7 protein-coding genes are annotated in these 25,378 nt (G+C 26.9%); all 7 read right to left on the bottom strand.

Annotated features, from left to right (window positions below; genetic code table 11):
* Nucleotides 1-159: 159 nt before the first annotated feature.
* Nucleotides 160-819: a putative quinol monooxygenase gene (locus CD041_RS07025; RefSeq protein WP_002478848.1), complete on the bottom strand. Its 660-nt coding sequence runs from the start codon at nucleotides 817-819 to the stop codon at nucleotides 160-162.
* A 1,253-nt stretch (nucleotides 820-2,072) separates the two neighbouring features.
* Nucleotides 2,073-2,726 (bottom strand): 4'-phosphopantetheinyl transferase family protein, encoded by a 654-nt coding sequence (locus CD041_RS07030; RefSeq protein ID WP_002478847.1) that lies wholly within the window; start codon nucleotides 2,724-2,726, stop codon nucleotides 2,073-2,075.
* Nucleotides 2,727-2,733: 7 nt separating this feature from the next.
* A complete protein-coding gene (lugD, locus tag CD041_RS07035; protein WP_002478846.1) occupies nucleotides 2,734-4,473 on the bottom strand; it encodes a lugdunin non-ribosomal peptide synthetase LugD in 1,740 nt (579 codons plus the stop codon).
* 37 nt (nucleotides 4,474-4,510) lie between these two features.
* Nucleotides 4,511-5,197 (bottom strand): thioesterase II family protein, encoded by a 687-nt coding sequence (locus CD041_RS07040; protein ID WP_002460022.1) that lies wholly within the window; start codon nucleotides 5,195-5,197, stop codon nucleotides 4,511-4,513.
* Nucleotides 5,194-14,007: a lugdunin non-ribosomal peptide synthetase LugC gene (lugC, locus tag CD041_RS07045; protein WP_070648192.1), complete on the bottom strand. Its 8,814-nt coding sequence runs from the start codon at nucleotides 14,005-14,007 to the stop codon at nucleotides 5,194-5,196. Before lugC ends, CD041_RS07040 begins: the two co-directional genes overlap by 4 nt.
* A gap of 17 nt (nucleotides 14,008-14,024) precedes the next feature.
* Nucleotides 14,025-18,245, bottom strand: coding sequence for a condensation domain-containing protein (locus tag CD041_RS07050; protein ID WP_070648191.1), 4,221 nt, complete (start codon nucleotides 18,243-18,245; stop codon nucleotides 14,025-14,027).
* Nucleotides 18,235-25,359, bottom strand: a complete 7,125-nt coding sequence (gene lugA, locus CD041_RS07055) for a lugdunin non-ribosomal peptide synthetase LugA (RefSeq protein ID WP_070648190.1) — start codon at nucleotides 25,357-25,359, stop codon at nucleotides 18,235-18,237. Before lugA ends, CD041_RS07050 begins: the two co-directional genes overlap by 11 nt.
* Nucleotides 25,360-25,378: the final 19 nt, after the last annotated feature.

The following is a 25,378-nucleotide window of genomic DNA, read 5'->3' on the forward strand; positions in this document are numbered from 1 at the left end:
GATGTCCCAGTCTCAGTTTAAATTCTATTTGTTGGTGCCCCGATTTGCAACTTTCCTTGTTCGTAGTATATCTTTATTGGGGCACCATTTATGTTATATTTAACGCTATATTTTGACTAATTCGCGTTTTTTCAGGGTATTGACGATTTACCTTTCAATCTATTGAAGATATGTTAAACTTCCCTTTGTGACCATAACATCATTTTGTAAGTCTACCAAAACTTTATTAACTAACGCTCCTTCTGTTTCATTGATATACGTTTTAAAATGAGACGTATTACAGTGGATATTATATGCTTTTTCATCGTTGTAAACTTCATAAAAATAGAATCGTTGAGAATTATTACGATCCTGAAGTGCATACATGGCAAGTACATCGTCTTCTGCAATGATTGAAGCCTTCATATTTTTTAATACACTTTCTTTAAAATTTAATTCTTCATTTTCTTTTACTAAAATTTGTGCAAATTTTAAGCAGAAATGTTCTGCACCAATCCATTTCGATGATGCTAATTTCTCTTTTAAAAAGATTGGCTCTACCTCAAATGCTTTTTGTTGCGTCAACTTCGTTCCAACTTGATTAGTAAACTCTTGATATTGGGAAGAATTTAAATGTTGTTGATAAGCATATTCATCTTTATATACCTCAAAAACAATAAATTGATTAGGATTTTCTGTTATTTTACTAGCGTACATTGCCAGTGTACCATCCTCATTTTGATAAGAAGTTGATAAGTTATTCACACCTGCTTGATGAAATACCTCTATATCATGATTACTGACTTCTAATTTAAATAGATGTGCTACTGGTTTTTCCATGGTTCAAACTCCTTCTCGATTCCATTAATCATAAATATAGTATTCAAATGATTTAAATTACTAATAGTTTAGACTACTAGTTAAAAAGTATCAATTGTATAGAGCAAAATCCGACAAAGATGTTTAGGATTTGAGCAGATCCTAGCAATAAGCGAAAATGTTTTACCAAATTTTTGTAAATGGTGACAGCATGATTAACACGCGTTGTCCGTGAAAGCGTTCTTAATTGTGTGAAAATTATGTAACGATACCAAAAGACAAATGAGAGTTCTATGAGCTACTTTCAAAATACCATAATAGATAATTAGTTTAGACAAAGTGGAAATGATTGTTTGTGACATTGTCTTTAAAAGACTAGAAAGTTATACGAATATGAAATAAACTTTTATTTTTCACAACAAAAACCACTATTCAAAATTTTCATTTTTTCAATTCTATAATAAATCACTAGTCCGATTTTTAAATTTTGAATATAAAAATAACGCAATTATCTCTATAATTACTAAGTGATTAATATAAATAAAAGAGGTAATAAGCCTTTATTCATGTAACAGACATACCGCAACGTAGATGTGGCTGCTAATTATAAACTTAAATCATTAAAAGAACATTTTTATCGATATCCATTAATGATTAGACTAAAAGTTAGAGCTATAACAATTGATGTGTATGAACTTTATATATCTAAATTAGCAATTATTCAGACATACTAAGATAAATCTAGTTTGTTTTCATACAATCCAATTTATTACATAGAGATCTCAATATGTCGGTGATTTGTATTATAAATCGATTCAGAAAGACAGATAAAATCCTTTATAATCAATACAAAAATTATTGCAATCTTTTTCTTATACATTGAATTATAAAAAGTTTATGGATTAAGAAAGTTATTAAAAGAAAATCAAACAAATTAGTTACTTAAAATTTTATTTTCTATTAATTTATCAGCTATTTTGTACAAAGATCCTTCCAATAATTAGAACATTAAAACAGATAATAACCTTAATTGAAATATAATCAATTATTCAAGACTTTACAACGGTCTATAGAGATAATTAAACATAAAATTCAGATAATAAAAAGATTATCTTTTGACTATGGAATATATGATAATTTGTGTTTTAGAATGCTCATAGGTTCAAGACTATTCACATCTTAATTTAAAAAGAAGTTAAGCATCCGTCACTTAACTTCCATAACTTAAATGAATTGTCCTAATTTAAAAAACAGCCTCTTAGTTCAAATTCTATTTAAAAACTAGAAAATGACTTTAAAAAATGAATTAGTTCCTCAAACTGAATGATTTTAATACTATATGTTTTTAAACCGTCAGCAGTAACCGAACAATAGTAATTATTCCATTCAAAAGTAATAAAATCATATTTTTTAGTTACATTTACTTTTTTTAAATTATCTGAAATACCAGTACCTTTTTTCTTTAAATATGCTTCTTTTTTTGTCCAAATATCATAAAATCGCCTCTTATATTCACGTTTTTTAGCTCTTTTCATTAATTTTTTTTCTTCTTCATGAAAGCAATATTCAATAATTTCATTAGGAACGTCATTTAATTCTTCAACGTCAATTCCTACTTCACCATGTTCATAAAATGCAACATAAACAACTTTACCAGAATGTGATATATTAAAGTAAATGTTATTATTCTCAATATACGGTTTACCGTATTTTTCTTTTAATATATTTACATCATTAGGAGAAATACCTCTAAGCTTATACATTCCATACAAAACCACTAATCTACTATATAGCAAATTTAGTTTATCTCTATCGTAATATAAAGCGGCGATTTTGTTCAAATCTTCTTCCTGTATAAAATTAAGTAACTTGGTCTCTATTGTAGAAAATACACTTTTCTTATTTTCATAAATATAAATCATCAGCATTATAGTTTCACCTTTCAGTTAATAGAGTTTCTAACTCTTTCACTGAGTTATTTTCATACAGTTCAATCATTTCTAATTCTCGCCCAATTTTATTTTCAATCCAAATCTTAATCCTCATCATTTGAATGGAATCAACTCCAAAATCTAACAAAGTATCTGTAGATTGAATATTTGTCACATCAAGTTCCAAAGATAACATCTTTCTTAGCTCAGTACTCACATCATCGGTACTATCTTTATTCTTACGTATAAAGTGACGCTGCTCCATGTAGATATCAAATAACTTATTATAATCAGTTTTTCCATTAATTGTGATAGGAAATCTTTCTACCTTAAATACATAATTGGGCATTTCGTAAGGTAATAAATAGTTAGATAATTTTTTTAATATTTCATTTTTATCTGACGAAATTTCACCTTCATATGCAATAATCATCTTTTTAGGAGTATCTTTTGTTAAAAGAATACGGCTTTCAGTATTGAAACACTTATTAAACTTATTGGAAATTTCGCTTAAACTCAATCGATAACCATTAACTTTAAAATCATCATTCTTCCTACCAAGTATTTTAATATAATTATGTTCCGTATAGATACCTAAGTCACCAGTTAGATAAATATATCCCAATCTAGGATGATGTATAAACGATTTACTAGTTTTAAACTGGTCATTTATATACCCATGGGCTACTCCCATTCCACCAATAGCAATTTCTCCAACTTCCCCTACATCACAAAAATCATGTTCATTATTTAATATATATATCGTTTGGTTGGTTAAAGGATACCCGTAGGGAATATATTTCAATTGATTTACCTCATTTTTCATAACATTATAAGTAATTGACCAAATAGTACCCTCAGTTGCTCCTCCTAAACTATGCAAATTCACATTGGGTAATTCTTTATAAAAAAGTTTAGCTAATCCTACTGAAATAAAATCTCCACTTAGTAAACAATGTTTTAATTTATTCTCTATAACTTTATTGGAGTTTAAATAAAGATACATTAAGTTAGGTACGGAATTCCAAATCGTTACTGGATATTTTGAAAGAATCATATTAATTTCATTAAAATCTCTAGGATCTTCAACTAAATGCAATGTCCCTCCAACAATTATTGAGGCAAATATATCAAAAATGCTTAAATCAAATGATAGGGATGATAGATTTAAAAAATAATCAGTATCATCTAAATCAAATCTTTCAATTAAATCGAAGATGGTGTTCACAACTTGATAATGAGATTCTATGACTCCTTTTGGCATTCCAGTAGTTCCCGAAGTAAAAATCACATAAGCAAGGGAATCATCCCCAACTAATGGTTTAATAGTATTGACGACATTTACTTTATCATGTAAAAAATAGGTGTTCTTGCAGTCAATGAACGCTTTCGCTTGTGTTTTATCTAAAATATAATTTATCCTTTCATCTGGCGAAGCTGGATTAATTGGTATAAAGAAATTGCCTGAATTCAAGACTCCTAAAATTTGTCCAACTACATCTATATTTTTATATCCCATTATTGCAATTGGCTGATTATTAAAATCAAATAAGTTAGTTACCTCAATCATTTTATTGTATAGCTGTTCATAAGTAATACTTTCTTTTTTGTTTCTAACTGCAATCTTATCTGGATGTTTCTTCACATTGTCCAATAAGAACTCATGAAGCTTTTTACTTGATTCTATCAGCTTTTGAGTATTGTTATATTTTTTATATAATTCATTTAAATGCAATTTAGACATATAAATTCTCTCCTTCTAGCTAAGCTTAAGATATAAATTAGCAACACAAGAGTTCGAAAGTTAACTTCGGATCTTGAAATATATTATTGATAAAAAAGTGATCTCCTTTAAACTTTTTAAAATTGCATGAATTTACAGCGTAATCCTTCCATTTCATAATATTTTCTTCTTTTACATGAATATCTTGATCACTATACCAAACTTCAACATTAGACTTTACCTTTTTAGAACTATTATTCATTTTATATTGATTGATAAACTGCATATCCTGATAAAATATTTCACCATAGAATTCCATTAGTTCTTTATTATTAATTATTTCTTGAGGAGTTCCATTAAACAATGATATATAAGTTTTCGTATTATCCAAAGATAGTTCATTATATTCTTCTAGGCTATCATTATTGTTGTCAACAGGGCATTGCCCACTAATAATGACTTTCCGAGGTTTATGGAGCTTATTAATCTCAATAAACCTACATAATTCATTTGCTAAATATCCCCCCATACTATGACCAAAAATGACATATGGAGAATTAAAATTAATCACATTACAAACCTCTATCATGACTGAATTTAATGAATCCAATTTCTCAGATATTCTAGAACGTCTACCTGGTAATTCATACTTTATTAAATCTATTCCATCAATATGGCATAATTTTGAATAACTATCTAGTGAGCCACACGCATAAGGAAATGCTAGAACTTGAATATTTGTCATAATAACCTCTCACTTTCTAAGGCATTATAGATATATTTATAAAGTGAATCATAACTTATACTGCAATTTATATTGTAGTTAATTTGATAACCTATATCTTCAGAACTTGAATTTTTAATTGCCTTTACTCCAGAATCATAAAAGATATTTTCTTTAAATAGTGGGATTAATATTTTTATATGATTATCCTTCGAATTTTCTGCTTCAAATATCCAATCTTCTAATGAAACTTTTCTAATTTTTTTATCGATAATCTCTTCAATAATACGAATACATTCACCAAATGAAATCATTGATTTCGTAAAATAATTTATAATTTGATTTTCATTATGAGAAGCATTCGAATTCATTAAGCATTTAGCTACCTCATCCACAGGTGTTAAATCTGTTTGCTGTTCTAAAAATTCTTGAGGACAACATCCAATCTGAGCAATGGATAAAATCAATCTCCAAAACAAATCTTTACTTGGGCTCATTTTATTACGAGAGTTACCATTTAAACGACCTACTCTTGAAATTTGTACACCATTCCTTATTGTACGGTATTTTCTCAATAATTTTTCTGCTTGTATTTTCGTTTTAATATAACTTATTGGCGCCTCATCCAAATTTTCAATTAAATAATAATCATGTCCAACTACAGACAATGTCGATATATGGTTGACCTTCTTAACTAATTTATTATTGGCAAATTTCATTATATTTTCAACGCCAATAACATTGGACTTATATGCTTCCTTATAGGGAGCCATAAAATTCACGTTGCTAGCACAATTATAAATAACTGAACAAGTTTTTGATAATTTATCATATTCTTCTTGTGACATTCCGAAAAATTCTTTTGAAATATCCCCAACAACCACATGTAAATTTTCTAAGGGTAGCTTCTCTATTTTTCCTGATATTTTTTTGAGCTGTTTTAACACTCTATTTCTTGCTGATTTTGAACATTCTGCTCTAATAACTGTATAAACACTAAATCCTTTTATAAGGTGTTGATATAACAATTCGCTCCCTAGCAATCCCGTTGTTCCTGTAATAAAAACATGATTATTACTATTTTCTACTTTTAAGATTTCAGTAGAGGGCAATTTAGGTAACTCTATATCATCACCCTTCATTACTTTTTTTGACTGCTTGCCTAAACTGTTTGCATTGTTTAAAATGTTTTGAATTGTTGGGTCTTGAAAGAAGCTAATAACATCCATTTTTAATCCCATTTTCTCATTTAATAAAAATACTAATTTAGAAAGCTTTAACGAATCGCCACCACTTTCAAAGAAATCATCATTAGTTGAAACGCTGTGTGTACCTAAAATTTCTTCCCACAGATTGATAATTTCTTCTTCACAAATCTTGTTATTTTTATTTGTATCTTTTTTTACTGAATTGATTTCGTCAACATTTTCATTTGAAAGTTTAATCTCAATATCAGGTACTAACAAATCATTGACTCTAAGTACATATTTTAGAGAGCATACTTGTTTTAGCAAATCTTTAAATATACTACTTATTTTTTCTATAGCTTCTTCTGAAATAAGTGAACTGGAATATACTAATTTAAAAACAATATCACTTGATAACCCTACACTCATACTTAATGGCATATTCGATTGTTCACTAGCATAAAAGTCTTGAATACTGTCTGGTTGTTCTTCAACTTCTGGAAAATTTTCAATTACAAGAAGCGTATCATAAAATAATTGCCAACTTGGAATGTTAAGTTTTTGTTTTAATTTACTTATGCTTATTACATTTGCAAAAATATTAGATTTAACCTCTTCTAGTTTTTTAATCTCATTGATTATTGTTTTATCTTCATCTCTGCTAAAAAGTATTGGCAATGTCTTAATAAATAGTCCAACTTTATTTTCTATATCTGGTACATTTATTTCACGGCCAGAGTCGACTAGACCAAAAGTTACTTTAGATTTTTTAGATAGATGGCTAATAATATATCCCCATAGATAGTTAAATATTTGAGCAACTTTTATATCATTATGTTTGGCATATTTGTAAATTTCATTAGTTAGCTCTTTTTCTAAAGTAATTCTAACTTCCCTATTTACTTCTCTAGAACTTTGTAATAAATCCCTGTTATTAAACAGATTGCTACAAACTCCATTGAATTCACTTAATAGTGATTGAAAATCAGTTGACTCAGAAATGGTTTCTTTATTTTGATTTAGCCAAAGTACATAGTCCCTGTTTGAAACTTCATTGATTCCAAGTATAGTCTTTTTATTCCACATTTCATTAATAAGAATCGATAAACTCCAACCATCGAATAAAATATGATTGAATAACCAAACAATTCTTTTATTATTATTTGGAGTAGTTATGATTAAAAGATAATGAGTTACACCATTTTTAAAGTCTCTTAATTTTCCAATGATTCTTTCTTTAATTTCATTCATCTTCTCAATTATCTCATTCGAATCTACATATTTTAAATCTATAATTTTAATCGGTAACTCATCAAAAGAACTTTTAATTACCTGATACACTGAGCCATTATCTGAAATCCAAAACTTAGTTCTCAAAGCTTGATATTTTCGGTGAACTTTGGAAAAAGACTCTATAATATCAGACATATTAGTTTTAGTGGTCCAAGAAATTTCATTAATATAACTTTGTGAATAATCTCCAACAGATGAATACAGCATTTCTTCTTGTAATGGAAACAAAGGATATATTTCTTCAATTTCTTTTTGATTAATTAGTTCAGCATACTCTTTAAAAGGGATAATTGGGTTACCAATTACTTTTAAATCAGCAAAATACCTTAAATAATTTACATTTTGAATATAACAATTAAATTCATGAATCGCATTTAAAAGATGTTCTTCACAGTTTTTGATATTCATTACGCTTACCATCAAGTTCGAGCCCTGCTTAATAATATTTATTGTTGGCGGCATTGATTGTATATTTTCTTCAGCAATTGATTGAATTTCTTCAAATATAAAAAATTCATTATATTCATGGGCTTCTTCAAGATTTACAACATTTAAAAATACTTGGCTATTAATCTTATGATGAAATTTATAATCACTTTCTTTTTGCAATATTAAGTATACTTCTTCCACTGAAATAGCTGGTTGTATATCTAAATTATATATTTCAGTGTACCACCCAACAGTATCGGATAGATTAAAATCTTTTAAAGATTCTGAAAGTCTTGAATCCTTTTCAACAGCAATGTCAAGTTTCAAAGACTCATCAGTCAAAATTTCTTTAATAATACTGCTTGCAAGTATTTTAGGAAAATTCACTTGTGAATATTTGCTATTTTCTATCGAAATATTCCTTGAAATTACTCCTGATTTTGAAGAATAAATTAAATTCTTCTGATTTGTTATGGTATTAATACTAGGTAGGTTTTGTATTTTTTTATTCAAAAGTTCAGTATTAGAAATATCTCCTGTTGCTCTCTTTGTATACAATAAAAAATCATTAATTTCATTTCTAATTATATTTATTGAAAATGTATCAACAAACATATGATGACAAACAAAATAAACACCTACACAATTCTTTTGATTATTAAAAAAATATAATATTTTTGATGTTGGTCCATTGTATATATCCAGTGAAAAGTCAGCTTGTTTAGCTTTATTATAGAATTCCTTTTCGTTCTTACATTCAATAAATATTTGCTCATATTTTAAATTTTCAATTTCCTGAATATAATTAAATAATTCTCCTCTCTCTTCTAGAATTACAGCACGCAACATTGCATGTGATGAATACAGAGATTTAAAAGCTTTTAATAATTCATCTTTAGTTACATCAATATTGATGTTTTCAAAAAATGATTGGTTAAAATGATGAAAATTCTTTTTATCTTTTTTCATGAACCATTGCTGCATTATATTCAATTTGAATTTTTGTAGATATTTATAATTAACCGCCATATTATTATTTTTTATGTTTTTCTGTAAATGCTTCGTTAAGAGGGAAACACTTGGATTATTTAATAAATCATTTGTAGATAAAACGTAATTTTTCTTCCTTAAGGCTGAGATAATCTGGATATTCTTGATTGAATCCCCACCTAATTTAAGAAATGAATCATCATTATTTATATTTTTAATCTTAAATACCTTTTTAAATGCTTCTTTAACATCACTCAGAATTAGCTCATTTAATTTAAAACTACTTTCATTTACATTATTTTTCTTCATATTACAATTTAAAAACGGAATTATATCTTTAAATGTTTGATCGTCATTATCTTTTATAAATATTGATTCTCCACTTTTAAATCCCTTTAGCCTTGTATTTAACATTGATTTATTTAAATCTCTTGAGTCTGAAAAACGACATTTATGAACTTTATTAATATTTTCAGTCATTTTTTGATTAGAACTTTCTACTTTTAATTTTATTAAAAATACATTAGCTATTTCATTTTCAGGTATTTCATTTGAATTTTCATCTAATATCTGTATATCGTAATTATTTTCATTTACTAAATATATTATTTGTTCAAACCTAAATTCTTCTTGATTTTCAGTAGGTAATGGTATTATTTCTTTTTTAGTTTCTCTAATAATTATATCTGATACACAAATGTCTGATTTAAGTAATACCTCTTTTGACCATATTAAGAATAAATCTATAAGAGATTTAATTTCTTGGCTAGTAAACAATTCAGTAGCATAATCAACTTGTAACTTCAAACAATTTGTAAATTCATAAATAGTTAATGATAATGGAAACTGTGAGTATTTGTGATTTTTTATAATTAGATCATCATAGAATTCATTGCTATGTTTTTCAGAAAAAGTTTGCATAGCAAAAGTTGTTTGTGTTATAGGTTCGTAATTATTTCTTGTTGCTTGTATGTTATTTATATCCTGAAATTCTATATCACTATGATCATATAAATCGAATAGTTCTAATTTAAAGTTTTGTACATCTTCTTTAAATGTATTGATGTTACTTTTTTTATCCAAGACAGGCAAAAATTCTATAAATAAACCAATCGTATTTTTATATTCTTCCGTCCTCTTATTTAATGGAGTTCCAACATATACAGCATCTTCATTAAAATAGTTTAATAAGAATTGACTATATAACTTCAAGCAAAGATTAAATTTTGATATATTATTTTTTTGTGAGAACAATTCTATAAGTACGCCTAATTCTTCTGGAATATCAAAATATTGCATTTCTCCTTGATGATTAAATTCCTTTTTATAAAAGCGCAAATAATTCTCTATATTAACTACTTTTTCCATCCAAAATTCTTTATCCTTTTTATACTTTTTTTCATCTTGTTTTGTACTCAAATATTGAAAGTAGTTATTAGTATTGTCTAAATGTTCATCGTCGAATATCATAGAGATAAATTTCTCCAGAGAGATACCATCAAATATAATATGGTGAACTACAAAAATTAAATAAATATAGCTTTTTTCTTCAATTAAAGTTACTTTTATTAAAGGTTCTAAGCCATCACTTAAATTGAATGAATGATTTAAATAAGTTATAATTTTATTCTTATCGAATTGTCCCGGCACAAAAATATGTTCTATCTCAAAATTTTTCTTTTGAGTTACCCATATTAAATCGCTATTTTTATCTTCAATAAGTGCTGAGTTAAATATATTGTGATCACCTATTACTTGTTTTACTTTATTATTTAAATCTGAAACTTTCATATCTGTTTTAAGGATTTTTCTAACATAAGGAATATTAAACATTGTATTTTCCGGATGCTCTAATTGGTAATAGTACATGGACTTTTGCATGTTTGTTGCAAAACCTAAATATTTGCCGTTTGATTGCTTGAATTCATTTTCAATATCGTGCATATAATACTCTTGAACATCATTAATTGTTTTAAACTGAACAAAGTCTTTTAATGATACTTCCAAATTAAAAATTTTGTTTAATTCTTTATTCAATCTGATTGTTTTCATGGAATCAATACCCAAATCATGAAAGCTAGCATCACTTTCTATATTTTTAGAATCTGTATATTTTAAAATAATATCACTCAATTTTGGAGCCACAACTTTTATTTCAGATAAATTTTCTTGGCCATTATCATTCTTTATAGTTAAAAGTTTATCTTTATCAATTTTTCCGTTAAGAGTTAGAGGCATGGTCTTTATCTGATATACAAGTTTAGGATTCATATAACTAGGGAACTTGTTAGCTAAAGTACTCTTTAATTCTCTTTTTGAAATACCACCTGTATAAAAAAGAGTAATCAGTTTATCTTCTCCAATCATAACTTTTGCATTTTTGACTCCAATTATCTCTTTGATTCTATTTTCAATCTCTAATACTTCTACCCTATACCCATTAATTTTTACTTGGCTATCTTTTCTATCAATATAATGGAATCGCTGGCCATCAAAGCTTACAATGTCACCTGTTCTGTAATAAGTTTGCTCATTAATTTCTACTAAGAAGTTTTTATTATCATTAACTTTGTTTTCCACATAACCTTTTGATAACCCTTTCCCACGAACCAATAGCTCTCCTTGAGAATATATCGGTACAATTCGATTAGAATCATCAACAACAACCGCTTCTGAATTAGCTAATAAGCTTCCAATTGAAATTGCTGATCTTTCACTATAATCTGTTGGTATCTTATATGTCGTAGTAAATGTTGTATTTTCTGTCGGTCCATAGCCATTAAAAAAATTAGTATTAGGGTTAACTGAAAGGGCTTTCAAAACATGCCCTCTTGAGAGTGCTTCACCACCAACAAATACATTACTTATTTTTGAAAATAAATACGGATCTAGATCAATAAATACATTAAATAAGCTCGAAGTAAACCAAGAGGCCGTAATATTATATTTATTCAGCACTTCTTTCCAGCTTAGTACATCAAAAACTGGATCCGGAATAAAAGCAATTGACCCATTATTTAAAAGGGGTAACCAAATTTCAAAAAAGCATGCATCAAATGCTAATGAAGAAGCTTGAGTAAAAATATCTCCTTCTTTAACATCGTAAAATCCATTATTGATTGACAAGGCAAAGATATTGTTCGTAGTTATTTTTATTCCTTTTGGGTTGCCCGTAGTACCAGATGTATATATTATTTGAAAATAATCTTCTCTTTTGTTTTTTGTCAAATACTCGTTAGACCCTTTAAAGTTGAATGAATTTTTACTGCTAATACTTATTCCCCGAATTTTAATATCACTTATATATTCCGGCTTTTTTTTATCATAGAAAAGATAAGATGCATTTGAATCATTAAGTATAAATCGATTTCTCTCACTAGTATTTTTGGAATCTAAATATACAAATGGAATGCCATGCTGTTCTAATGCAAGCATTAAACATATTGCATACGGAGCTCTATCACAATCAATAGCAACTGTTTCTCCATAGGAAAGCTCTAAATCGTTTAATAAGGATGAATATCTTTTTGTCTCATTAATTAAAGTATTATAGTTTATTTCATTATCGTTATAGTAAAATGCAATGTTATCATTTTTCCCTTGCACTCTCTCCTCAATATGAGTTATTAATGGAATATCTTTAGGGACAGGAAGTACCTCTCCGAAAGCCTTACTTAATCTAATTTTATTAATCACTTCACTGATAGTTTGTTTCTCATCTTTTAAAACTTCGCTTAACAAAACTGTATAGGATTCTATTAAGGCCGATGCTATATCTTTGTTTATTAATTCTAATGAAAACATCATTTTTACTAAAACTTGATCATTCATTACTCCAGTAGATAAAGTTAATTCGCTTGACTGCTTTTCAAATGTGTTTAATATTTTATAAGATTTACTTTCATTTACGGGATAGTTTTCATATACAAAAGCACAATTTGTGTATTCATTAACCCCAATATCTGATAAATATTTTTTTGTTTGGTACATTGAAAATTCTTGCTTTTCTCTTGTTTCAATATCAGTAATATGATTATTTTCAATGAAATCTGTAAGAATCTCATCATCGTAAATTTTATATCGTGACGGGTAATTTTCAATAAGTAACCCAACAATTTGTTCTTTTTTTTTGCTATCCCGTCCAGAATGCGTTTTATTCAGTAAAATATCACTTTTACCTGTATAAGCTGAGACAACTAAAGACCAAACTGAGCTAAAAAGTGAAGATAGCGAAATTTTATATTTCTTGCAAAAATTCTTAATGACTTTCATATCTAGAGTGAGTATTTTATTTATTGTTTCAAAACCTTCTTTTTCTATTGGTGTAAGAGAAGGGAAACTAAATCCAGGAAAATCAGTAAGTAAATTTTGAAAATATTGATTCGATTTTTCATTGTTAGCAGTTAATTTATTTTGAATAAATTCACTGAATTCAGTATTATTATAAATATATGATTTTTCTTCATTAAATAATTGATAATAAAGTCTATTCACATCATTCAAGACTATAGACAAACTCCATCCATCTAAAATAATATGATGGAAAGTAATAATCAAATAGTTTTTCTGATTATTATTAATATGTTTAAAACGAATAAGTGTGGGTTTCTTTATATCTGATAATCTTTTTCTTTCTTTTTCTTCAATACTTTCTATACTACCATTGTAATCAGTTAACACTTCCCATTTGAAATCAATATGATTATTAACTACCTGAACATCATCTTTCATTTCTCCAAAATAAAATGCCGTTTTGAAGGTTTCATATTTGTCAATAATTTTTTCCCAAGCAGCTTTATAAATCTCTATATTTTCATAGTAAAGCTCTATTGTCATTTGACTAATATAAAATTCTCTGTCTTTATTTAAATAACATTCATACGCTATTCCTTTTTGCACTTCAGTCATAGGATATGCAGCTATAGCTTTCATATTAACACCCCATTCTTTTAAAATAAATCGCTTAAAACTTTCAAAGAATCTTCAGAGATACCGAATACATTCTGTCTCTCCATTTTAGTTAAAAGATTTATCAAGCTTGATAAATTCTCACTTATTTTTTCAAAATATTGAAACATGTCACTTTGATAAATAATAAACACTGAATATTCATTTTCTCTCTTTAATACATTAAAAGCTATTTTGTCCGGAAAATCATACTCACCTATATCATTGAATGATTGCATGGCATTTACATCTAACTCTTTTGATAATTCGCCTAAAAAGTTAAATGATATTTCCGGTCCACTAACAGGTTGTGAAAAAAAATATTCATTAAAAAAACTTGTTTGCTTTTCAATGTTAAAGATATTTGTAGATACAAAGCTTTTATAAGGTACAGTACAATCTACTTCAACAGGACAAGTTTTTGTAAACCAACCGACAGTTTGATCAAGAGAATATTTTTCTGGCAAATAATTTCTGCCACTTAATTCTTTATTAATCAAAATCTTTTCTCTTCCCATTTGTTCACTCAGTACCTTTGCAAAAAGTAATAATAGGAAATTTTCTTCAGACAAATTATGTTTTTGATAATATTCTTTAACTTTTTTATAATCATCTTCTACAATATTTATTTTTTTAGTTTCATATTTGTGTTTTGATGAATTTTTATTTGAATTTATATCATTTGAAAACCGAGGCTGTTTTATTATATATTTTCCCCAATCTTCTATACTCGAAGATTTGGGATATAAAGTTATTTTCTTATTATTGTTCAAGCAATTAATTGCACGTATGAAATCCCTTTTTAAAATTAACCAGCTAATGTTATCACATATTAAATGATGCATAACCCACAGCACCTTAAAATGCGTTTCATTTATTTTGATAATCTTTATTGCAGATAATGGTCCATCAAAAATATTTATTGTTTTGTGAAGGTTTCTTTTTAATTCATTTATGTTATTAATATTAAAATGACTGCTATCAACATATTGAATTTCTTTTTTTGAATCCTCTAAATTATTTTCTTTAACCAACCAGCAATATTCCATATTAATTCTTTGAAAATAACTCCTAATTGCATCGTGTTTCTCCCTAATTGAATAATAAATTGTTTGAAAATCTAATTCATCGAATTGACCAAATATTTCAAATTCATTTGATTGATTCCAATGATGAATATTATGAAATTCTTGAGAAAAAAACCATTTCTGCATTGGGAATAAATTGATTTTTCCAAAAACAGGATCTTGATTAAATTTTGAATTATGTTGTATATTTTTTTGAAATAATTCATTAAAATCATTTGACTTCATTATTTCTACTGAAGAAATATTAAATCCATTATCCTGTAATTCACTGGCAAGTTTAATACTCAAAATAGAATCCCCACCAACATCATAAAAGTTATCATTTTTACTTAGTTTTTTATTTTGAAACACTTTCATAACAATATTCATAAATCCTGTATCCCTACTATCGGTTGTTTCATAACTATTTAGACTACATTTTTCAGTGTTTATTTCTTTCAACTTTTTACTATCTATTTTCCCATTAATTGTCATAGGAAATGCATCTAGCTTATGAATAGTTGTTGGAACCATATAATTTGGAAGAATGTTTTTTATTTTTTTTCTTATTTCAATCGCATCTACATCTCCAATATAATAAGCTATGAGTTGTCCATTTAATACCAGTGTAACTGCATTATTAACTTCACGAAGATTTATTATTGCAGAAGTTACTTCATTAGGATTTATTCTATAACCTCTTATCTTCACAAAATTGGAACTCCTGCTAAAGAAGTGTATATCATAATTTTCATCATAATAAGCTAAATCTCCAGTACGGTATATTGTATAGTCCTCATTATTCAATGTTATTTTTTCTAGCTTATAATTTTTATTTTTGTCTAAATAACCAAGAAATACTGATTGTCCAGTAATACAAATTTCACCGACAACATGACGATTTATTATCTCTCCATTATTGTTTAATAAAATAACTCCTGAGTTTAATATTGGTTTACCTAAGTTTGAGGTTTTTACTTTTTTTGTCATTAACTTTATTAAACACATAACTGTTGATTCAGTTGGTCCATAGGCATTAAATATCTTAACATTTTCAGGTACAGTATCATTAAACTTAAATTCATCTCCACCAACAATTATATTTTTTAATGAATTACATTTACTAAAGTCTAGTAGAGCATAATAATCAGGTGTCATTAAAAAATGGGTAATACTATTATCTATAATAAACTGATTGAAGTTCTCATAACCTCCATTATTGTTAAAGATAATCAATACAGAAAATGTTGAAAAGGCTAATGTCATTTCAAATATACTAGCATCAAAATTCAAACTGGCTATTTGAGCAACTCTATCTCCTTTTTGAATATCAAATAAACTTTTGTATTGAGTAATTAATCCAGACAAATTCTTATAAGTAATCATTACACCTTTCGGCTTATCAGTTGATCCAGAAGTAAATATAATATATGATGTGCCAGGTGAATAGTTCTCATCAGTACCTCTAATTATTGTGTTTGGGCTCAAACAATGACATTTATTTAATTTACTCACTAATATTTTATCTGTTTCACTTCCATCTAAAATGTCTGAAAAAATAAGGAGCGGGTTTGATTCTTCAATTATAAGCTTAACTCTATTTAAAGGTGTGTCATTAGAAACCGGTATAAAACAACAATTGTTTTTCTGTAAGCAATAGAAAATTCTAACAGCTTCAAGAGTATCATTCATATAAACGAGGCATTTTGCCCCCACTTTCAAATTCCTATTCCTAATAAATCCAGAAAATTTGATTGAATCTTCTTCTAATTGTTTATAAGAAATTTTTTCGCTTCCACTTATTATCGCCGTATTATACATTAAGGTTTTTACGTCTAATTTCGATTTATTATAATTAATGTCTTTTTTAGAAGCTGCAAAGTTACTTATATTTATAATTTTATTTAATTCTTTTATTGGCATACCAACATTTTTTTTAAAATAACTTCCAGATTCACTAATAATATTGTTAATAAAGAAGTTAAATCCTTCATGAAAATCCCTAATCTTCCAAAATGGGAAAAGTTCTTTTTTAAAATTGGAATTCAAAAACACTTGCTGATCTCTAATGATAACTTTAACTATCCATGGGTACTCTGATTGTAAATTCCACATTCTTACTTTATTATCTAAATAGGATTCTTCTTCGACAATATCAAATATACATTTATAATAGTCCTCAATATTCTTGGAAGCACTTTTGCTTAAATTAGATAATTCAATAATTGAAAGATCAGAATGCTCTAAAAGTTCATAAAGCAATTGATTAGAATATTCTTGTAAATCTTCATAATTTTTCTGTTTCTCCACCTTCATTACATGGGGAAATACCTGCGTAATGTACCCTATAGTTTTATAATCTTGTTCCGAACGTCTAGAAGAGACAGGTATTGCGATAGACAATGTTTCTTTATTAAAATGTTTAGATGCATAGAGACGAAATAAACCTAAGAGTGTTGAAAATAAACTTTGTTTTAGTTGATGTGAATGCTCTTTTAAATTATTTAAACTTACACTTAGTTCATTCTCATATTCAATCCTTTCGTTTCCTTCTTTATTATTAATCATGAAATAATCATCAATCTCACTATTAAAAATCTTGTTCCAATATTTTTTATCTTCCTCCAAAACAATTTGATCACATGCTTTATTTAAATAGCTCTCATAAAAAGTGTTATTTTTTATACATATATTTTTTTTAAAAGACAGTTGCCTTTCTAATTCTTCTTTAAATATTTTTCCTGAATGACCATCGAAAATAATGTGATGGAATTTACAAACTAGAAAGTTTTTTTTCTTATGTTGAAATAATTTAAAATCGCATAATTTTTGGTATAGAGACATTGGTTCTTCGATATATTTTTTTATTTGATATTCAAAATCATTTTCATTATCTATTAAATTTATATTTCTTAATTCAATATTTACTTTTTCATGAATCAATTGTTTCGGGAATTTCCCCATCATTATTTCTACCCTTAAAGCAGAATTACTTTTAATAATTTCATTAAGTGCTGATTCAACATCTTCTTTTTTTATACCTTCATCAAGTTGAATGACTAAAGGAATTAGGTATTCATTATTTTCTCTATATTGTTGGATTCTTGACCAAATACCTTTCTGCTGTGGACTCAATTCATAAAGTTTATTTACCACTTTTATCCCTCCTTAATAGTAAATAAATTTCGCTAAAGTTACTGGCTTTAAACAATTCCTTTATTTTCATTTCAACTCCATATTCCCTATTTAATGCTCTAATCAGCTTCATACCTTTAATTGAATCACCTCCAACACTGAAGAAATTATCATTTAAATCGATTTTCCCTATTTCCAATGTATCAGAGCATAGTGTTAAAAATTCTAAAATATCGTCATTATATTGATTGATATCGATATTAAAATTCAACTCTCTTTTTACTATACTTTCAATTTCTTTGAAATCTATTTTCCCATTAATTGTTATCGGAAAATCTTCGATATATTTGATGAAATTAGGAACGGCATAACTAGGTAAATTTCTCTTCAAAAATACGTGTATTTCTTCCTCATTGTAGTTCGCAGTATAAGCTAAAATTAAATCCTTATTATTACTAAAAATCAATTTATAGGAGTTACTAGGCATTATCTTATTTAACGCTGATTCTATATCTCCTAGCTCAATTCTATAACCCCTAAGTTTAATTTGATTATCTAACCGATTAATATAATGGGTTAGATAATTTGATTGAATATAAACAAGGTCTTTTGTATTAAAATGATTTTTCCTGTTATTTTCAATCAGAAAATTACTATTTAAATGTTTATCTGTATACCCTTGAGTAACTGTAGAACCTTTTAACACATATTCTCCTACAACTCCAAACGGCAGTATTTGTTTATCGGGTGATATTGTAAAGCCATTCAAACTACTTATAGGTTTGCCTATTGGATAATGGAGATAATCATTTATATTTTCGCTGTTTATTCGAAACATATTCGAAATAATAGTTGACTCCGTTGGACCATACATATTAATTATTTCTATTTTTTTTGGTAAATTTTCAATATCATTTTTAGTTAATTTTTCTCCACCTATAATCATTACCCTCAAACTGCTATTATTTTTCAGTTCTAAATTTTTAGCAAGCGAAGGAGTCATCGAAAAAATTGTAATTTTCTCTTTTTCGAGCAAATATTCAATTTCAGTAGCGTATAATCTTTTCTCAGGAATATACATAGAACATCCACTAATAATAGGCATTAGAAGATCGAATATGGATGGATCAAAATTCATCACTATATTTTGATACCAAATATCTGACTCGTTAGCTATATGTTCCCTAGCCAATGCTTTTAAGAGGTTAGTAAGATTATACTTTGAAACTTTTACTCCTTTTGGTACCCCAGACGATCCTGATGTATAAATGATATAAGCTATATCATCAAGTGAAGTTGTTGAAGTACCTTCCAATCGACTAAAGGAACCATCGCCATTAAACAAACAATTTACTCCGGCATTATTAATCATCATTTCAATTCTATTTTTATTAATTTCCTCTGTTATAGGTATATAAGTTGCTCCGGATATGAAACATGCAATTGCATATAAAGTCATTTTTGTTCTATCTTTTGTCATCACCGCAACTACATCACTATCTGATAGTTCAGTACGATTAATAATATTTCGAACAATATTGTATACATCATTATAGGTGTATTCTTTTTCTTTGCTTTTTATCAACAATTTATTATTATATTTTAAAAACTGTTGTATTAATACACTCGAAACAGTCTCATTAATTTCCGTAATAACCCTTACTTGCGGATAAAGTGAAGTATTGCTAAGTAATTTATTTGAAATTTCACTCACTTCATTAATCTGATTTTCTAAAAACAGATTAATTTGTTTAAGCAATATTTTACAGCTATGCAACATGTCTTTATTAACAAACTTCTCATCTAATTTTATATCTATTTTATAATTATGTTTCATATCAATCACAGATAATGCCAACAAAAAATTAACCTGTTCATGTCCTTTTGAAGTATCAAATGAAAAAATTCCATTTGTTTGTACTTTGGGATAGTTTTCAAATACATAACCAATCTGAATTTCATTATCTATATTTGATTCCATTATTATATCTTTCCATGTAATAAAATCATTTTCTAAAATAGAATTCATTTTATCTTTAATTATTGGAATTAAATCTTCTTTTATTGTTTGGCAATCTCTAAAATCAATTCTGAATGGTAGAGTGGTTACAAACATACCAACTCCATCTATCTCATTACTATGAAATTTACTTCTACCAGATGTTGTCACTCCAAACAAGATATCGTTCTTACCAAATAAATATTTCAATGTCAGAGACCAGAGTAATAGAAAATAATTATTTGGTGTTAAATTGTTACTTTCTAAAAAACTATAATGTTTATCACTTTTTTCTATATAGATTGTTTCTTCCTCTAAACCTTCATTAGAAATCTTAGGTAAGTTAATAGGTTCATATTTTTCAAAAATATCTTTAAACTCATCTAGATTTTTTGGCTTAGTATTACTAATTAATCTATCCTGAAGAATGTTAATATCTCTGAGTTTTTTATCATTATCATATAATTTATTGAAATAATTAAAGATTGTTGACATACTCCAACCATCAATAATTAAATGATGATTTTCCATAATTATTTTATAACCATTTTCAAGTTTAACAATAAGAAACCTTATTAATGGTCCTCTCTGAATATCAAACGGTATGTGTCTTTGACTTATAAGCAGATTATTTATAAGATTATTTGAGTTGCTATTGTTACTAAAGTCAAAAATTTTTATAAGCTGATTTAATCCAAAATCATCAAGTTCATTAACCTTCTGATACCATTCTCCATCTATCTCAGAAAAAGACACCCTTAAAGGTTCTACTTTTCGAAGCAATTCTCTAATTGCACTTAAGATTTTTTCTACTTCCAAGTTTTTGGTTTCAGATTCCCATTGAATAATGTAATTTCCACTTTTGGGATTTTGATAATAATCCATTATCATTGCTTCTTGAGTTCGATTAATTGGATATATTTGACCATTTTGAGCATCTTTCAACAAATATAGTGAATCTTGAAATTCCATTTCCACTTTTTTAAAATCCGAACTATTATATAGTTTTTTATTATATTTAAATTTAATACTTAATTCTTGATTATTTAAAATAACATCTACATGCAGATTTGATAAAGCCTGACTGTTTGGAGAAAAGTCATTTTCTGAAAAAATATCTACTATCTTAAACTCAGGATAGTCATTAAATGTCATATCACCCAAAAAGTTAAAACTCCAATCATGACAAAAATTCAAATCAAAATATCTTTGATAGCCGATTCCTTTATTAGGGATTTTTATTTGATTAAAAAAGATCTTTTGAGCTGATATTTTAATATCATCATTTAGTTCTATCTTCATTGGATATATATTTGTGAACCAGCCCATTGTATTAATAAACTCATTCTTTTCTTTTGGTCTACCATGGCCTTCTAATAGTAAAATAGATTTTTGGGGTATGATATTATTTTTACTTAGAGTATGTGCAATAACTGCAATAAGAACAGCCTCCATGTTTCCATGGTTCTTCTGATTCGCGAATCGAATTATAACTTCAGTTTCCTCTTTACTCAATGCTATGTCATAATCTTTTAAATCTTTATATTTACACTTTTTGTTATTATTAATCTGATTCTTCCATTCCGAAAAATAATTTTCTGATAGCCCATCTTCATAATTTTTTATATATCTTACCCAACTATCAAAGTTACTCGATTCATAATTATACTTATTATTACCTTCTAATAATTCAGAGAAATCATTTAAAATAATTCTCCATGATACCCCGTCAATCACTAAATGATGTATAATAAAGTGAATATATACTTGATTTTGATAATATATTATTTTAAAATTGTATATACCTTTGTGAATATTTAGTGATGATTGCCCAATATTTAATAAGTTATTAAATTCACTTAAACTCTGTACTTTCTCTGAATTTATCTCATATTTTCTTTTATCTATGACTTGCCTATAGACACCGTTATCTAAAATAAATCGTGATTTCAATATAGGGTGTAATTCGATAAGTTGTTTTAAGCAATTAATAATATCCTTTTCTTCTTTTATGTTTTTTAATTCAATTAAAGCACTTTGATTCCAATGAGATATGTCTTCTTTCTGTGTTTCAAAAAACCATTTCTGAATTGGACTAAGTTCATTTGAATTCCAAATCTGATTATTTTGGCGTACCTCTTTATTATTTTCTTTTTTAAAAAATTCTCCTAAACTTTTAATATTTTGGCAGTCCATAAATTCGCTCATAGTAATGTTATAACCTTTATTTCTTAATTTAGAACAAATTTGCATCGATTTAATGGAGTCTATACCAATTTCATATAAATTAGTTTCCGTACTAACACTTTGACTATGCGTGGCATCTTTTATTACTTCCATAATCATTTTTTCTTCTTTAGTGGCCGGAATATTATCACTGTTTTCTATATAAAACTTTTCTATAATTGATTTATCTAATTTGCCATTTAACGTTAATGGAATCTTATCGGTATGAATAATTTGATTTGGCACCATATAATTTGGCAATACATTTGTTAAAAACTCTTTAGCCTTATTAGTCTTTAGTTGACCTTCATAAACTAATACTAATAAATTATTGATAACTTCAGTAACACAATTTGACACTAAATCATGCTTAAGTAGATTTTCTTCAATCTCAGATAACTCTATTCTGTATCCTCTCAGTTTAATTTGGCTATCTATTCTGCTAATATAATTAAGCGTTGAATCACTTGAAATATAACCAATATCACCACTTTTATATAACTTGTCAGTCACTTCATCAATCGTCACAAATTTTTCTTTTGTAATATTTTCATTTAAGTATCCTGAACTAAGATTTTCACCACCAATTACTATTTCGCCTTCGCAATTATGTGGTAGAAGCATATTTCTTTTATTTACAACGCCGATTTTCACATTGACTCCAGGTTTTCCAATAGGAACGTTAGAAAAGAATGAATTATTAAATTCCATTGTAGTCGTAAAAGTAGTATTTTCAGTTGGACCATAACCATTAACAATACTAACATTCTCTAAGTTTTTAATTGCTTTTTTAATATGTTTTGCTAAAGCTTTTTCTCCACCAATAAAAATTTTCCTATGATCTTTGAACAATTGTATTGACTCATTATCAATCATAGAATAAAACAACGATGTTGTTAAAAAAGAAATAGTAGGTTTTAATTGTAATTCCTCAAAATTCCAATTTTCAATATCAATTATTGGATCGGGAACCACTAATAAACTACATCCATTAAGTAAAGACATCCATATTTCAAATGTAGAAGCATCAAATGATAAAGAACTGCAGTGAGTAAAGACATCCTTATCATTTAAACCATATGCTTCAAAATTCCGGGTAAAATTGAAAACATTTTTATGAGTTATTTTAACACCTTTAGGAAAACCAGTTGTACCAGATGTATAAAATACCTCCAGACAGTTTTCATCTTCCCTAAAACAAGAGTTTTTATTGTAATTCAAATTATCATAAATGAATAAATTTCTATCTAAAACTTTTTGTTTCTCACTTATTTTTAAATGATTTGCATTATCTGTAATAACATATTTTGCATTAAAATCATCTAAGATATATTTAATTCTTTCTTCAGGATAGTTATTATTTAAATGTAAAAAAGGAATATTCATTTTAGCTAAAGCTATCATTAATGCAATATTCTTAATTCCTCTATCTAAAAAAATAGCTATCCTGTCATCCTGAGAAATTTTATAATTTAACATTGCATTTACTAGTTTATCGACCAATGTATTTAATTCGAAATAAGTAATTTGATATTGTTTTGACATAATTGCTATTTTGTGCTTATATTTTTCGTTAAATGCTATATTTCTAAATTCTTTATAAAGATTATTATTTTTTTCTAGACTAACTTTTTTACCTTGAATTAAGCTATCATTACTTCCTCTATTTTCAAAATCATTACCTTTTAAAGCTTTATCAATTATACTTTTATAAGTATCAATCAAAAATTTCGATTCTTCTTCATTAAATATTTCATCAGAGAACTCGATTTCCAAAAACGCTTCATTTCCTAAAACTTTAACGTTGCCAGTCAATTCAAACTTTGCTCCTGTTTGATTTGTATTAATCTCATAAAAAATGTCCGAAACATTCTTATCTGTTTCTTGGTAGCTAAAAACTACATCTTGCATTCTGTTTAATGGCGAATCAAAGAATGTAGTTAAATCCCGATAACGTGCATTCTTATATTCAAATGTTTTAAATATTTCTTTTTGAACAAGTTTAAACCTATCTAACCAGGTATAACCTTTATCATAAATACTATCCTGAATATATAAAGGCAATATATTCACAAAATATCCCATTTTTTTAAAATCCTCACTATTATTTCGAGTAGAGAAAGGTATACCTAATCTGAAATAATCCTCACCGGTAATATGAAGTAAAGTGTAATAAAAAGTAGTTAGAAAAAAAGTGTATTTTGAAATTTTATTTATGTTACAATATGTTACTAATTCTTGGAACTTTTCATTATTTAGTTTTAAATTCTTAGTATAGCCAGTAAATTTAGTTTGTGAAATTCTATGAGGCTTAATACGACGAGGTATATCAAGTGCTTTTTGTATGTATTTATCTTGTTTGAGCTTTTTTAATGGCTTTAAGTGTTCTTGATAATTAGTAGATAATTCATGATGAATTTTTTCAGTAACCCTACTTGGATCTAGTATCTCTTTTAACCTTCGAAGTATTAAATTTTTTGTTTGAGCATCTGATACAATGTGGTGGTGGTTTATAATAAGATAAGTGCTATTCATTTCATTATCTATTAAAATATAAAACTGACATAGGACGTCATTATTTAAATCAAACTCTTCCGTTTTGTATTTATTTATAAACTGATATAAATTTGTCTCTTTCACTTTTTCAGTTATCACAACAGGATTTGTATGATTTACGTATTTATATACACGATTATTTTTAAATATGAAATTTGATTTTAGAATATCATTTTCTTCAAAAATTTGACAAAGTGCTTTCACAAGTTTATTTTTGTCACATTCAATTAGTAATTTAAAACACCATGTTTCCGTATATAACGATCTAGTCACAGATGATTTATTCCATATCAAATAAAGTTGTTCTTCTTCCATAGAAGCTTGTGTCATATAGGATGATTTAATTAATTCCATCTGATTGACCTCCTTTAAC

It is taken from the genome of Staphylococcus lugdunensis (genome assembly GCF_002901705.1).
GTDB lineage: Bacteria > Bacillota > Bacilli > Staphylococcales > Staphylococcaceae > Staphylococcus > Staphylococcus lugdunensis.